A 13554-nucleotide genomic window follows, 5' to 3' on the forward strand; every position below is an offset into this window, starting at 1 on the left:
AAAACAAAATCCCCGTCCGGCCTCCAATACAGAGGCAGACGGGGATTGGGAAGCGGCCGGGCCGGCTTCCAGGTCCACTATAATATCAGCCGGTATTCCGCAGTCCGGCGGCAATGCCGTTGATGGTAAGCAGCACCTCGCGCAGAAGCTCGGCGTCATCGCCCTCGGCTTCACGAAGGGCTCTCAGCTCAGACAAGAGCTGCACCTGCAGGTAGCTGAGCGGATCAACGTAAGGATTCCGCAAGCGAATGGATTCCTGGATGACAGGAACGTTATCCAGAATATCCTGCTGTCCGGTGATTTTGAGAATCAGCTCGGAGGTCAGCTTGAATTCCGCTTCGATCTGTCCGAAGATGCGCTGACGCGCCTCCTCATTTTTGCCCATGCCGGCGTATTCCTTGGCAATAATCAGATCCGCCTTGGCAATCGCCATTTGCAGAGTATCAATTAACGTAGTGAAGAACGAAAATTTTTCATACATATGCTGCATGATCTTCAGGTTCTCTTCCTTGTCGTCGTAGAAGCTCTGCAGCCCCGTTCCGGCAGCGTACCATGCAGGAAGCAGGTAACGGCTCTGTGTCCAGGCAAAAACCCAAGGGATCGCACGCAGGTCTTCAAAGCGGTCGCTATTCTTTCGTTTGGAAGGACGCGACCCAATATTAAGCTCTCCAACCTCAGGAAGCGGCGTCGATTCCTTAAAGTAGTTCAGGAAATCCGGATCACGGAAGATCAGGTCCTGATATTTGCTCAGTGATACTTCAGAAATCCGGGCCACAATCTCTTCCCATTTAGGGTCGTACAGATCAGCCTGCGGCGATCTGGCATTAATCGCTGCCGTGATCAGCGCGGAGGTTGCCTGTTCCAAGCTGCGGTAGGCGATTCCCTGCATCGAGTACCGTGAGGAGATGACCTCGCCCTGCTCTGTAATCTTAATGCCGCCGCCAATCGTCGAAGCTGGTTGAGCCAGAATACTGCGGTTCAGCGGCATGCCCCCACGGCCAAGGGCTCCGCCGCGGCCATGGAAAAATTTCAGTTTGATGCCGAATTCATCCGCCGTAGTTGTAATTTCCTTGAGTGCCACCCGCAGCTCATAGTTAGCGGTAACTACGCCGCCATCCTTGTTGCTGTCCGAATATCCCAGCATGATCTCCTGCAGGTCATTCATCGCCCTAACCGCATCACGGTAGATCGGCAGGTTGAGCAATGTCCGCATGATTTGCGGTGCATTATGCAGATCGTCAATGGTTTCGAACAACGGCACAGCCTGAAGTGTGCAAACAACAGTTCCATCGTTGTCTTTGCGGAATAAGCCGACTTCCTTGGAGAACACCATAACCTCCAGAATATCGCTCGCGGCTTCAGCCATACTGATGAGGTAGCTAGTGATACATTGTTTGCCGTACTCCTCTTGCGCCGTAAAAATGGCACGGTACACAGCAAGGCATTCCTCCGTGCTTTCGCTGTAGGTCTGATACGGCGAAGTCAGCGGACGCGGATCATTCAGCAGCTTTTCCAGAAGCCCGATCTTCTCGTTCTCCTGCAGCTTGGCATAATCCTGCGTAACATTCATTTTGGCCAGGATCTCTGTCATGGCATTTTCATGCTCCTGGCTGTGCTGGCGGACATCAAGAGTCGCGGTATGGAATCCAAACAGCTCTACCTGACGAATCAGTTTCTTAATGTAGGTATCCGCAACATAGTCGGCATAGTGATGGCGCAGACTGCGGTCAATCACATTCAAATCATCTATAAATTGCTCCGGTGAAGCGTAGCGCTCAGGTGTACCTTTTTTCTCATCATCCATAACGTTCTGTGTCTTCGCGATCATATAGGCAAGCTTAATCCGGTACGGCTCATTATCATTATGCCAGGATTTCGCCTTATCCAGTTGAATAATGTCCCGATCCGATTCAATGGATTGCAGCAGTTCCGGCGTTACTTTGACGATGCTTGTACTAAAGCTCAGATACTGCATCAGTTCGCGCATAATGCGCTGATACTCCCGAATCGCCAGCTTGCGCTGCAAACGCAGGGTCTGTAAGGTCACAGCCGCGGTTACTGAAGGGTTGCCGTCACGGTCTCCGCCGATCCACGAGCCAAAACGCAAATAGGTTGGAACATGCCAATTCTGGCCCGGATAATATTTGCTCAGACATCGTTCAAGTTCTTGATACACATCCGGCAGCACCTGAAAAATCGTCTCATGGAAATAGTACATTCCATTGCGGACTTCATCCAGTACCGTAGGCTTGCGGTCACGCAGTTCATCCGTCTGCCACAAGGTAATGACTTCATTCAGCAGCTTCTCACGCAGCTGTTCGCGTTCCCGGAAGGTCAGGGTAGGGTTATCCAGACCCATCACGTCATCGGAGATACGCTTATGAATATCAAGGATCGCCCGCCGCATGGCTTCCGTAGGGTGAGCTGTCATGACCAGCTCCAAAGACAGGCCGTTCATGATCTCATGAACATCCTCGTGTGAGAAATCCCGCTCGCGGAGCTCCTGAATCGCGCTTTCGATAGAACCAGGCTGTACAGTCTCCCCGGCTGAACGTTCGTAGTCGCGTTTTCGGCGAATCCGGTGGTTCTGCTCGGCAATGTTCACCAATTGAAAATAAATAGCGAACGCCCGTATCACCTGGTGTCGATTCTCAGGATCAAGTGAATTGATTAGCTCCTTGAATTCATTGTGCAGTTCAGGCAAAAACAATGAGCGCAGCGATTTGCTGGTTTCGCGGATCTTCTCTACGATCTCCAGCAGTTCGTTGCCGCCTTGGTGAACCAAGACTTCGCCCAAAATATTCCCCAGGAACCGTACGTCACGCCGCAGCAGATTGTTTGAGTTGCTTTTGCTCACGGCAGTCGTAAGTTCGGTCATGCTGCTCCCCCCATCCTCTTCCGGATCAATGCTTTTAACATTGTCTATTTGAAGCTTTCCTCATATCATACAATAAAACTGCCCGGAAATCTCCAACTTTATTACGCGGTAAAGCGATACAGCAATTACGATTATACACCAATCCAGCTGTTTATACAGTCTAAAAAAATATATGTAGCTCTTCCTATTTATGCTGCCTGATCTGCGTCGGGTTTATGTAGTTTTGGTGTGATAATATATCACGCAGTCACACAAAAAAAGCCAGCTCCAGGGAGCCGGCTGTCAATTAAATTCACGTATTATTTTTGAGTGGTTCCCGGGCGGTCATTGAAGGCTAATTCAAATAAACCTGTCGCGGATAATCCGGCAAGCCCCCCTGACCATAACCGGAGCGTAAGCCCCAGATCGGTAAAAGGATACGCAGCAGCCCCTATGAGCAGCCCAATCCCAAGTCCGATAAAAGGCACGGCATTGCGCGGAAGATTGATATTATTTTTGATCAACTGCACCAAGGCAAGTGTAAATACCGCTAATACCGATGCAAAAGCCAATACATTATCCAGAATACCAGTTTGGATCATAAAAATCACTCCTTTAAGTTTCGCGTTTACCGCTCAAGTATGTTAATGTTTCCAATTCAGGGTAAGTATTGCTGATTATTCATAATATACAGCTGCGGTTATTCTAGCGGCCACTTGTAATCTCAACGGTTCGGGTAACCGGATCATAACCGACTGAAGCTCCCAGCGCCTCCGCTACAGCACGTACCGGCACATAAGTTACACCGTGCTCTAACCGGCCGTCGGCTATTTTTGCGCCATTTACTTTTACTATGGTAATCACATCACTATTCAGATTCTGTTCCTCCTTAGTCCTTCCGTTGATTAGCTTATACGCCGCTTCCACCGCTTGTACTGAAGGCTGTGCTCCCGCTCGCAGCTTGGAAAGCGTCAATCCGAAGCTCATCTGAAAATGGGGATAATCCTTCAGACTCGTCCAGTCTCCACCCCATTCAAAACCCAGCCGCTTAGCCTGCTGCACCACCTCCAGCCAATCCGCTGCCTGATCATTGTCTCCGTCGCGCGCCATGTCCCAGGACACGCTTGAGCCATTCGGCAGCAGCAATGCAAAATCAACCGCCAAGCCATAATTGTGGTAGCTCTGTCCTCCCCGGGCATTAGTAACAATCGCCCCCGACTTCGTGCGTCCTTGAGCATAGAGCGCATCCTGCTCAGCAGCCGTCCGGAGCCCTTGCGTAATGAGGATCGGGACACCGCAGGCGTAACAGCGTTCGATTAGAGCACCCACTGCTGCGAGTACGACGGGATGCAGGCCGATTAGCCGGGGAGCGGATTTATTTTTGATTTGTGTCAGGGTCAGCATGGCTTGCTCCTCCCTTCTTGCCCTCCTGGAGAACAATGAACAAATCCTGACGTTTCGTGAACACCAATAAGGTTAGGATGAGCAGCCCAATTGTGGTTCCGGTCTGGGCAACCGCCAAGGCCTCTGTTTGGAGTGATGCCAGCACAGCACCTGCTCCAGGCACTGCGGTGAAGCGAATCCACAAGGCGATTGCCATTTGGACGGTGTAGGCACTCAGAAAGAAAAAGGCTGCCACCATAAACAGGCTGACCGCCTTTGCCCGCAGACGTCTGCGAAAATACAAAAAAAGCGCAGCTATCAGCAGCAGCGCACAAATCAAAGACATCGAATATGCAATTAACAGCAAAACATCAATTACGCCCATTGTTGACACCCCGATCATAGATTAGAAATTCGGCAAATCCGTTATTTTGGATCTCCTCCTGAATCTCTTTGGATACGTCCTTATATCGAAGGATAGAGAACATTACCCGGGCCGAGGCTTGGGTCAGCTCCCTTTCCTTTTCCCGGTGCAGGGGCGATAATCGTTTGATCCATCTACTCAGCACGTTATCCTCCCCGATCTTCTTCATTTACTACATTCACACCGCTTGATGTGTAATCAACTTTCAGTCTCTGCAGCACTTCAAGCGTGGGTGCCATGAAATCTGAGCGCTCTTTATCCAGAATATTTTGCAGACGGTCCCGGTCTTCTTCAGCCCGTTCAAGCAGTTCACGCGGCACCAGATTCCCTTTGACAATCGAGCGCAAAAGCACCAGAACAATCACCAGCAGGATCAGGGCCACGATATAAGCCAGCCCATATTTATCAGCCAGGGGAAGAATTTTCTCCAAGTTTGCTACGTCGTTGCTGTTCATTGTTTCACCCCTTTCTTTTTATATTAACTGAACTTGTGATTTTTCTATTTTGGGATTGGCCGTGACTCCAGAGAATGTTTGGACTTCCAGCCGCTGTTGTCTGCAGATTTCTTGAATGTATACCGTTTATAACGGTTGAAATCCGCAGACAAAGGCGGACGCTAACGCTCCTACAGTTCCAAACTTCCCCTCCGCACTTCTACCCTTTTATTCATTTTTCAAGTTCATTATATATTGATGTACAAAAACCCCCGGGTCCCCGGGGGCAAAATAAAAACGCCATAGCAGGCGCTAGCGTTTATCTATACTTCTTCAGTCAGGAACTCAAGTCCGTTATCCACCAGGATTTCTTTTACGCCAGCTTTCAATATTGCTGGAACTTCAGCGAACTTGGTTTTCCCCAAGATTACACGCTGTGCGAAAAACATAGTCATTAAAAATCACCTTCTTCCCATTTTGACCTTCAACCATATAGAGCAGGCTGGTTATTACTGATAGACCCTCATCGCCATCTCTGCAATGATATCTTCAATAAAGTCAGCCCTCTCAGACAGAGCATTGTTTTGCGACTTCAGCAGAAGATTTTCCTTTTGGAGCTGTTCAAGCCCAGTAAGTTCCGGCGGCTTGTTGGCTTCGGCTTCCTGGTAGGCTTCCCAAGCGGCTTGCAGCTCGGCTTCTGTCGGCTGGGGCTTATCCAGGTTCCAGACTGCGATATAGGGTCCACGCTCTACGATATCGTAATCCTCACCCTCAGTGAGTAGGTTGTAGTCGATACCGTAGCGATAATGGACGTCCTCTGCTGGTTTCTCGCCTTCTTTCGGCGGCTTGATCTCGTAGCGGACTCGGCCTTTTTCCTCGGCTCCGGGCCGCAGGATGGGTTCCGGGCCGTTGTCCCATACTTCAAAATCTTTATTCGGTTCCGCCGTTGGAAACAACTGTTCTATAGCAAGCGATAAAATCATTTCATCATCTCCATTCTTTTTATGCAACTCGCACAATTTCAAGGTGGGTTGTATCCATGCCATTTACTATGGCAACGGAATACATGTCTGTGTATAGCTGTATGGCAGCAGTCTGTCCAGCTGGGAGATACAGGAATATGTCTCCTGATAAGAAAGTATGTGTGGTCACAGTCGTTGTTAAAACATCCGCAATCCATCTGCTAGAACCATTTTGCAGTATACCGAGTTGATAAGTGGCAGCCGGGGCACTCTGTAACTGGACAGCCGCTTTGATTTTATACCAACCTGTTTGTGGACTAGTGAATACTCCCGTAGTGGTGTTGTACCCGCTTTGTTGATTGGTGGAAATTACATATCTAAGCAAATTCCACGCGGACGCGGTGGTTGTTAAACCTGAAGCCAGCCCGCCGCACCACACTATTGCTCTGATGTCATGTGTATTATCTCCCCATGGGTTAATAACACCGCCGTAGGTTAAAATTCCGTTATCACTTGAATCTCCGCTAGTACCTGTTACACGAGTTCCTGCCGCTGTGACTACAGAACCGAGAACACTTCTATTTCCCCAAGTGTTTCCTGAACCTGTGAAATTCTCGATATACGCAACGCTGGCATTAACGGCATTAACTGCAATGAATTTGTTGGAAAAATTACATGACGTTGCTCTAATATTGCTTAAATTCACATCTAAACCGGCACCTGTTCCTGCGGCGACAGTACTGTTTATATTATTGATCAAGGCACCGACGCTTGATATTACTGAAACAGCATTAGTACCACTAGGGGGCAAACAGTTGAACCCATTTACTGTAACAAAACATGAGTTGCTGTACATTTTAATTGCATCTACCGTTCTGCTCGTAGATACAACACTGTCACCCATCACAGCTATTTGACCAGATCCTGAATATCCAGATAGACTAATAATCTCTGCATACGTACCAGCCGCAACATTTACTGCCACAAAATGGTTGACGGTATCAGGAATCATACTAACTGCCTTTTGAATCGTCCTAAACGCCCCACCCGCCGTATTCGCCAATCCATTATTACCGTCGTTCCCATCCGTACGCACATAATAGGTAATATCCGCTGTCGTCTGCTGCGGGGTGGTCGCCAAAGGCGCTTTACTGTTGAGTTGTCCTTGTATCCCGCTGGTCACTCCATCCAAATACCCAAACTCCGCATTCGATACAACGCCAGTGCCGATCTTGGTTGCATCGATTGCCGCAGCCGCGTTAATATCCGCGTTTACAATAACCCCGGGAGCAATCGCGGTAACCCCATCCCCTGTGCTGGTCACATCCCCGGTATGATTGGGATGTACATATTTATTGGCTCCGGCCGCTACTCCGTCCAGCTTCGCCTTATCCGCTGCGGCCATCAGTCCGGCAGCGCTAGCAGTGGCTGCAGCTGTGGAAGCCTTAGCATTCCAAGCGGTGCGTTCCGCCGCTGTAATATGCTTTACCGTATCCACGGCATGATCCTGCACATTTTTAACGGCAGTATCCAAAACATCCATATTACCGTTCAAATCGGCGATATCGACTATATCTGTGCCATCCGGCTTTTTCAGCCCCAAATTGCCCGTAGTCTGCATAGTTCACACTCCTATTCGTATACTCTTAATTCATTCCATGTTCTGGCGTGCGCAGCATTCCAGGTGAGTGACTTCAGCGAATTCCACCAGGTATAGCTGTACACAAACTTATAATCCAGATGTGCAGGCTTAATCTCTTCTATGATTTGGATTAACCCTGCCATGTTCTCCGGGATGCCCAGCGTCCCTACAAAACGCACCTCAAAGCTGTATGCTCCCGGCACCTCCACAACCTGAACATCCCCTCCGGAAAAAGCGGACGCCGTCCGCCGGATCATCTCCGGCGTAGTGGTCCCGCTTCCGCGCAGCTTGGCCTTGATCATTTCCCGGCGGGCGGCATAGGATTTGGTATTGTCCGTGGTCAGGGCCAGCACCTTCTCCCAGCGCGCAAGCCCCCAGGTTGCCGACTCCACATTCGTCTGCAATGCTGAATCCTCTATCGAATAGGCCAGCTGTCCGCATTCCGCAGCATGGCTATCCTGGATCTGCTCCATCTCAAGTACACCCTGATAATACTCCGGCAGGTATTTCATCAGGTCAGGCTTGCTAAATTCCGGCCCGTCTTGTGTCGCGGGACTGGAAGAATAGCTTATGGTCCCGTATAAATTCTCGCCATAGGTCATAGTTACACCCCTTTAAGCTGATTCCAGCTCAGCGGGCCTTTAGGCATGTACTCATGCGTATGAGCCGCTGGCGGATACACCGCCGGCTTCCCGTCTACCCCTGACCAAGGTACGGTATCCGCCGCCTGCGCGTAATCCACTTTGCCGTTGTTGTTGGTGTCATAGATGCTTTTCAGCATATCACCGGTGCTTTGTGAGGCTACGAGCAGTTTGTTGACAGTGCCCGTACCGATGTAGAGCTTGCCTGTATCGGTGCAGAACCCGAGTTCGCCAACAGCAAGAGTTCCCAGTGCGCTTTCTTGGCCGCGGCGGATTTGAATTAAAGTCTTCAGAGCCATTATCATCGCCCCCTAGAATGTGCCGCCGTCAATAGCACCCACCATCAGCCGGTTGCCATTAACTGTGTCGTATACGATGCTGCTTCCATCTACATTGGCCGCTACACCGTTCGCATCGACGGTGATCCCTTTGCCGGCGGTCACTGCAATCGCATCGGCCGTCACACCAATCCCGTAGCCTGCCCCAATGTTCAGTGTTACTGAATCGGCTTGTCCGCCCCCGGTAAGGCCATTGCCGGCTGTAATCGTCTGTAATGCTCCACCCGTACGAACCCAGGCACTGCCGTTCCAGCTGTAGATTTTCTGCTCATCGTCAACATAAGCCGTCCAGCCCACAGCCGGTGTATAATACACCCATGCCGCAGATTGATACTCGGCAATTTGACTGGTTTTGCCCGCCCAGACGCCTGTTGCCGCCGCAGGAATAATGTAACGGTCGCCCTCCGCAGGACTCGCCGGGGGAACGGCCAGATTCTGGTCCTTCACTGAACTCTGCGGCTCGATGTTATGCTTGGCCAGCTCGATCTCATTCCTGATTTTTTGTGCTGACCACAGATCGGTAATAGCCGTTCCCGCATCATTGATTACACGGTGCTTGGACGCATCGTCGATATGGGTTTTGATCTCAGCTGCAGTTTTGATATTTGTACCGTCAGAGATCTTATTTATATGTCCTGCCGTGATGTCTGCCTTCAGTACCTTGGCATAGGTTGCCCCATCGGCAACCTCGTCCACTGACCCTGTCAGATCACTCAGCTTCTGCACATTGATCCGGCGCCAGGCCGCGCCATCGTCAAAATACAAATAGCCGCTGTTCGTTCCGCTGGTTACAATGTATACCCGCCCCGCAGAAGCGGCTGCCGGACGTGAAGCCTCCGGACCGGACATCGCCCGGCCCACCATGGAGTTGGAGGTGCCGTCACCAATATAGACTTCCTTGGTATCTGTGCAGAAGCCCATCTCGCCCGCCTGCAGAACTCCATAAGCAGCAAGCTCCGCCCGGGTGCCGCGTTTTACTTGAATGGTTTGTGCCATTTTACACCTCTCTTCTAAAAGATCCTCCGTCTATGCGTCCCGTTGCCTTGTAGCGTTCAAGCTCCCTTTGGGCAGCAGTCAGCCCCCACTGCAGGACATTGATGTCATCGGCTTCCACAGTATCGCCCGGTGTCTCATAAGTGACATAGACTTCAGGAACCTCGGCAAAAATCTTAATCATCCTCCGCCAAGGCGTTTCATCCGGAAAAGAAACTGAGAAATTCCGCAGCTCCACTCCGCTGTAACGGGAACCTGTGTACACCGCAATGCTCTGGTTGTTAATGTTGTCATGTGCGAGCAGACCGCTGTAAACCCCATCTGTAAGGAACAGTTTCTCCTCAACAACATAGCTGCCGCCGTTTGCTTTTTTGTTCAGCTTGTCCGTAAATTCATCAATCTGCTGCGGGTATCCCATCACCCTACACCTCCAGCACGACGCTGCTGAACAGCGGCACTTCAGTTTCGCTTAGAGTGACATTGCCCGTTACGCCGTTCAACTTCAGCCCGCTATAGTCCACAACGCCTTCTGTATCCAGCAGCAGTGAACCTATTACAGATTGGCTGATATAGGACGCAGTAAAGGCCTTTTCCTTGCGGTATTTCTCCAGGATCTCCTTAAAAGCATCGATTACCTCCTGCAGACTATAACCGGAAGCAAGTGTAACCTTGGCGCTCACGCTGATGCTTTTCCCGGCTGCAGCCGCCACAGTCACTACCGCACCCACCGGCGCTTGGCCTTCACCCTGTCCAGAGACAGGATCGATATATTGCTGCACCTGCGACACCAGCAGTTCTGAGGCAGGCCGCTTCGCGGCATCCACAATGACCACTTTCACCGTCTTCGGTCCATTCCATAACGGAAAAACCCGCGCTCCCCCTACGCCGTCTATTTGCAGCGCCCATTCCATATAATGATATTTGTTGCCGCTCGTTGACGGGCGTCTGACCGACTCCAGATAACGCTGGCGCAGCGCCTCGTCATCCTCGGCATTTTCACCGGGAATCAGCAGGGCTGTTATCTCTCCGCGTGCCAGAACAGGAATATAATCAATAGGCAGCAAGGAGCCAAAATACCGGTTGCCTTCCTCCCCCGCTGTTTCGCTCTCCAGCCTGTAGGTTCCCGGAGCCAGCTTCTCCACCGCCGTATAATGCAGCAAATCGAGCGAAAAACGGCTGCCCAGCGGAACATCCAGCAGTCCACTCGCGCTATTATAGAACATTGCTTTGAGCTCGGCCTTGCTTGCGGCACGTCTGGTTATTCCCGACCAGGCAATGCTGCGTTCCAAATATTCACCAGTAGCCGTATCCGCGAAAAACAGATTGCTGTTTACATCCAGCTCAATATACATCTGAGCCATTTCGGCGGCCGCCGGAGCCAGCGCATCATAAATGATGCTGCCTTCACGTTTATCCAGGCTGGATGGCACACGGTCCAGCATCCGCCCAAGCAGAGCCTCGAACGTCTGATCTTCATACACCCTCACTCATCTCCTTTCTTAGCTCGAAATTTCCGTACTGGGTAATCACCTTGCAGCTAAAGCTCAGATTATCTCCGTTAAAAGAAACCTTAGTGTCCTCCAGCCCGATAATCCGCTCATCCTGAAGCAATGCTTCACTAACAATACGCCTGATTTCAGCTCTCACCAGCAGCCTGTCTTTTCCCAGCACAAGACTCCACTCAGTCCCGTAATCAGAACTGTAGATCAGATGCTCATAACGGTCTGTCCGCAGCATTTTGGCCACTGCCTGCTGCACTGCTTCAAGGCCGTCCAACCGGCTCGTAATTCGTTTTTTGTCCCAATCCATTCTGTAGGTCAGACTGGACATTTCAGTGTTCCCCAAGGAGGTGTCTCCTTCAAGAGGTGCGGTGATCGGGCCTGCATTTCCAATTACGGGTATCATATCGGATCCACCAGCCTGTCCAGTACAACGTAACTCTGCCCGCCCTGCATCCGGACCATCAGGACACGGTCCCCCTTCTCAAGCCCCCGGCGCAGAACAATTTCCCTTCCATCCCATTCGAGCTTGCTCTCCATGACGGATTCGGGAAGAACCAGAGCGGCTCCTGACAAAATAAACCGCTGGTCCACCTGAATCTGCAGCGGTGCTGCCACGGTTACCGTCCCATACGAAAAAGCCACAGGGTTGGTACTCCCTACGGCGCCGAGACTTGCTTTTTTTATAATATCGAGCATTATTTCTACACCACCTTTATATCCAGGGACATGGTATGCTCCCCGCCAGAAATCTTATGGCTGCATTGCTCCACCAAAAACAGTCTGGTGTCCAGCGCATCCAACAGCACATAAATCAGGTTGCCTGCACGAACCCGCAGATCGCCTATGGCCTGTACGGAAAGACTTGTTTTTTCCCGGTTATGCAGCTTCAGCAGGTTGTCTGCGTTCTCTTGAATCTGTGCGGCGTTCGCCTTGTCATCGGCTTTTTTGTAGAGATGCAGAATACCCCAGCGTTTCACATTCTCCGGGTCGCTGACCGGGTAGAACTCCCGCTTGCCGCTCTCTTTGTTGTCCTTATAGAGATAGATCGTATTGTAGGTATCGTCATCAATGCTTTTTTTGAGCGAATAGTCATAAAGATAATGTCCTGCTCCCAGCACCAGATCAAGCTTCATCGAGTCCATTCCCCGCAGCGTCAGCTGGCCGAAGTCATCATAAAAAGCCATTAGCCGCCCCTTCTTCTCCAGCTCACCGCCAATAGCCCTCATAATAATATCCAGCAGCTTCTTATCATCTTCTATTAAAGAAGGCATGCGGTATGTGGTTTCTTCAAGCACTCCGGTCTTCAATCCGTAGTCCTTGGCAATTTTTGAAATGAGCTCACTGGCTGTAACATCCTGAAGCACGTAGCTTCCGTTGCCGAGCAGATAGCGGATCTGGTCATAGGCCGTCAGCTTGATCTGCTGATCACTCCCGGTATCAATGCTGAACACGAACCCGTAGAATACATTGATGCCATCTTTGCGGAACTGGACAATATCCCCGTTGCTGATCTTAAATTTGGGGTGCTGATAGATGCCGCTGTCGATAATAGTCATGTCCAGCGTTGCCGGCTTGCCTGCCCGGGACGTCTTCCAGGAAAGATCTGAGACAATCCCGGCAATATCCCACAGGAGCCCTTCTTTATTTTTCAACAGCAGTTCCATACGCTTTCCCTCCTACGGCAGCTTAAGGACTTTGCCGATGGGGAGCTTTTTCAGCTCACTGTCCTTGATGCCGTTAAGCTTCTGTATCACCTTATATTTCTGACCATCACCGAGAATCTTCTTGGCAATGCTCCACAGACTGTCGCCCGCTTTCATCGTGTACGTTTTGGGGACCGCTTTATCACTCGCCCGCTTTGGCTCTGCCTTAACTTGGCCCTTGACGATCTTTACAGGACTGGCCTGGTAGAACACGTACTTTTTGAGGGATAGTGAATACTCCACGTCACCGGAGGTGCCCGCGCTAAGCTTCCAAGTAAAGCTCTCGATACTCATGGCCATATTCAAGGCCAAATCATTCGGTACGGCTGAGTGATCCTGCTCCCCCTTCAAGTTCACCCCGGACAACACAAACCGGATCGGCCTGCGGCTCTTCATCCATTTCTGGATCATCTCCACATATTCAAAAGGCCGCAGCAGCCGGTTAGGCCCCTCACTGCGCACCAGCACAAAAGGATAATGCTGCGCCGGGAAGATACTCTCAATCGTGATCTCCGTCAGCTTCGGGTAGGCAATGGCATTGATTTCACCCAGATCGACTATGGTATAGCTTTTGCTGTCTCCCGACTCTTTGATTTCCAGCGTCTCCGGATTCACAGGCAACCGGAAGAGATCCTCCAGCTCATTAAAACTCAAGAAAAAACCGTATTCTTCCAC

General features: G+C 50.7%; 18 protein-coding genes. All 18 read right to left on the reverse strand.

Annotated elements, in window-relative coordinates; genetic code table 11:
- Positions 1-85: 85 nt before the first annotated feature.
- Positions 86-2878 (reverse strand): phosphoenolpyruvate carboxylase, encoded by a 2793-nt coding sequence (gene ppc / locus PRIO_RS29690; RefSeq protein ID WP_020426197.1) that lies wholly within the window; start codon positions 2876-2878, stop codon positions 86-88.
- Positions 2879-3177: 299 nt separating this feature from the next.
- Positions 3178-3459 carry a holin gene (locus PRIO_RS29695; RefSeq protein ID WP_020426196.1) on the reverse strand — a complete coding sequence of 94 codons (282 nt, stop codon included), beginning with the start codon at positions 3457-3459 and terminating at the stop codon, positions 3178-3180.
- A gap of 103 nt (positions 3460-3562) precedes the next feature.
- Positions 3563-4261 carry a M15 family metallopeptidase gene (locus tag PRIO_RS29700; RefSeq protein WP_039785526.1) on the reverse strand — a complete coding sequence of 233 codons (699 nt, stop codon included), beginning with the start codon at positions 4259-4261 and terminating at the stop codon, positions 3563-3565.
- Positions 4233-4625 carry a hypothetical protein gene (locus PRIO_RS29705; protein WP_020426194.1) on the reverse strand — a complete coding sequence of 131 codons (393 nt, stop codon included), beginning with the start codon at positions 4623-4625 and terminating at the stop codon, positions 4233-4235. The genes PRIO_RS29700 and PRIO_RS29705 overlap by 29 nt, the downstream gene beginning before the upstream one ends.
- On the reverse strand, positions 4612-4809 hold the full coding sequence (locus tag PRIO_RS29710) for a hypothetical protein (protein ID WP_020426193.1): 198 nt from the start codon (positions 4807-4809) through the stop codon (positions 4612-4614). The genes PRIO_RS29705 and PRIO_RS29710 overlap by 14 nt, the downstream gene beginning before the upstream one ends.
- Position 4810: 1 nt before the next feature.
- Positions 4811-5119: a hypothetical protein gene (locus PRIO_RS29715; protein ID WP_020426192.1), complete on the reverse strand. Its 309-nt coding sequence runs from the start codon at positions 5117-5119 to the stop codon at positions 4811-4813.
- Positions 5120-5421: 302 nt separating this feature from the next.
- Complete coding sequence (locus tag PRIO_RS37260) at positions 5422-5553, reverse strand: hypothetical protein (protein WP_020426191.1); 132 nt, start codon at positions 5551-5553, stop codon at positions 5422-5424.
- A gap of 54 nt (positions 5554-5607) precedes the next feature.
- Complete coding sequence (locus tag PRIO_RS29720; protein ID WP_081487084.1) at positions 5608-6144, reverse strand: XkdW family protein; 537 nt, start codon at positions 6142-6144, stop codon at positions 5608-5610.
- Entirely contained in the window at positions 6101-7681 is a 1581-nt protein-coding gene (locus PRIO_RS29725) for a C1q-like domain-containing protein (RefSeq protein WP_020426189.1), read from the reverse strand. Before PRIO_RS29725 ends, PRIO_RS29720 begins: the two co-directional genes overlap by 44 nt.
- Before the next feature lie 11 nt (positions 7682-7692).
- Positions 7693-8304 carry a YmfQ family protein gene (locus tag PRIO_RS29730; RefSeq protein WP_020426188.1) on the reverse strand — a complete coding sequence of 204 codons (612 nt, stop codon included), beginning with the start codon at positions 8302-8304 and terminating at the stop codon, positions 7693-7695.
- Positions 8305-8306: 2 nt separating this feature from the next.
- Complete coding sequence (locus tag PRIO_RS29735) at positions 8307-8642, reverse strand: hyaluronate lyase N-terminal domain-containing protein (RefSeq protein ID WP_020426187.1); 336 nt, start codon at positions 8640-8642, stop codon at positions 8307-8309.
- A gap of 12 nt (positions 8643-8654) precedes the next feature.
- A complete protein-coding gene (locus tag PRIO_RS29740; RefSeq protein WP_020426186.1) occupies positions 8655-9677 on the reverse strand; it encodes a DUF2793 domain-containing protein in 1023 nt (340 codons plus the stop codon).
- 1 nt (position 9678) lies between these two features.
- On the reverse strand, positions 9679-10092 hold the full coding sequence (locus tag PRIO_RS29745; RefSeq protein ID WP_020426185.1) for a hypothetical protein: 414 nt from the start codon (positions 10090-10092) through the stop codon (positions 9679-9681).
- A 4-nt stretch (positions 10093-10096) separates the two neighbouring features.
- Positions 10097-11155 (reverse strand): baseplate J/gp47 family protein, encoded by a 1059-nt coding sequence (locus tag PRIO_RS29750; protein ID WP_020426184.1) that lies wholly within the window; start codon positions 11153-11155, stop codon positions 10097-10099.
- A complete protein-coding gene (locus tag PRIO_RS29755) occupies positions 11148-11579 on the reverse strand; it encodes a DUF2634 domain-containing protein (RefSeq protein ID WP_020426183.1) in 432 nt (143 codons plus the stop codon). Before PRIO_RS29755 ends, PRIO_RS29750 begins: the two co-directional genes overlap by 8 nt.
- The gene (locus PRIO_RS29760) at positions 11576-11872 is read right to left on the reverse strand and encodes a DUF2577 domain-containing protein (protein WP_020426182.1); all 297 of its coding nucleotides are present in this window, start codon (positions 11870-11872) and stop codon (positions 11576-11578) included. The genes PRIO_RS29755 and PRIO_RS29760 overlap by 4 nt, the downstream gene beginning before the upstream one ends.
- A gap of 5 nt (positions 11873-11877) precedes the next feature.
- Entirely contained in the window at positions 11878-12840 is a 963-nt protein-coding gene (locus tag PRIO_RS29765) for an XkdQ/YqbQ family protein (protein WP_020426181.1), read from the reverse strand.
- A 12-nt stretch (positions 12841-12852) separates the two neighbouring features.
- Positions 12853-13554: a LysM peptidoglycan-binding domain-containing protein gene (locus PRIO_RS29770; RefSeq protein WP_020426180.1), complete on the reverse strand. Its 702-nt coding sequence runs from the start codon at positions 13552-13554 to the stop codon at positions 12853-12855.

Source organism: Paenibacillus riograndensis SBR5, from assembly GCF_000981585.1.
Lineage (GTDB): Bacteria > Bacillota > Bacilli > Paenibacillales > Paenibacillaceae > Paenibacillus_AQ > Paenibacillus_AQ riograndensis.

Bases quoted from the DNA above. Each gene is read 5' to 3' on its own strand.
- ppc (WP_020426197.1), bottom strand. From the start codon at position 2,878: ATGACCGAACTTACGACTGCCGTGAGCAAAAGCAACTCAAACAATCTG.
- PRIO_RS29695 (WP_020426196.1), bottom strand. From the start codon at position 3,459: ATGATCCAAACTGGTATTCTGGATAATGTATTGGCTTTTGCATCGGTA.
- PRIO_RS29700 (WP_039785526.1), bottom strand. From the start codon at position 4,261: ATGCTGACCCTGACACAAATCAAAAATAAATCCGCTCCCCGGCTAATC.
- PRIO_RS29705 (WP_020426194.1), bottom strand. From the start codon at position 4,625: ATGGGCGTAATTGATGTTTTGCTGTTAATTGCATATTCGATGTCTTTG.
- PRIO_RS29715 (WP_020426192.1), bottom strand. From the start codon at position 5,119: ATGAACAGCAACGACGTAGCAAACTTGGAGAAAATTCTTCCCCTGGCT.
- PRIO_RS37260 (WP_020426191.1), bottom strand. From the start codon at position 5,553: ATGACTATGTTTTTCGCACAGCGTGTAATCTTGGGGAAAACCAAGTTC.
- PRIO_RS29720 (WP_081487084.1), bottom strand. From the start codon at position 6,144: ATGGCATGGATACAACCCACCTTGAAATTGTGCGAGTTGCATAAAAAG.
- PRIO_RS29725 (WP_020426189.1), bottom strand. From the start codon at position 7,681: ATGCAGACTACGGGCAATTTGGGGCTGAAAAAGCCGGATGGCACAGAT.
- PRIO_RS29730 (WP_020426188.1), bottom strand. From the start codon at position 8,304: ATGACCTATGGCGAGAATTTATACGGGACCATAAGCTATTCTTCCAGT.
- PRIO_RS29735 (WP_020426187.1), bottom strand. From the start codon at position 8,642: ATGGCTCTGAAGACTTTAATTCAAATCCGCCGCGGCCAAGAAAGCGCA.
- PRIO_RS29740 (WP_020426186.1), bottom strand. From the start codon at position 9,677: ATGGCACAAACCATTCAAGTAAAACGCGGCACCCGGGCGGAGCTTGCT.
- PRIO_RS29745 (WP_020426185.1), bottom strand. From the start codon at position 10,092: ATGGGATACCCGCAGCAGATTGATGAATTTACGGACAAGCTGAACAAA.
- PRIO_RS29755 (WP_020426183.1), bottom strand. From the start codon at position 11,579: ATGATACCCGTAATTGGAAATGCAGGCCCGATCACCGCACCTCTTGAA.
- PRIO_RS29760 (WP_020426182.1), bottom strand. From the start codon at position 11,872: ATGCTCGATATTATAAAAAAAGCAAGTCTCGGCGCCGTAGGGAGTACC.
- PRIO_RS29765 (WP_020426181.1), bottom strand. From the start codon at position 12,840: ATGGAACTGCTGTTGAAAAATAAAGAAGGGCTCCTGTGGGATATTGCC.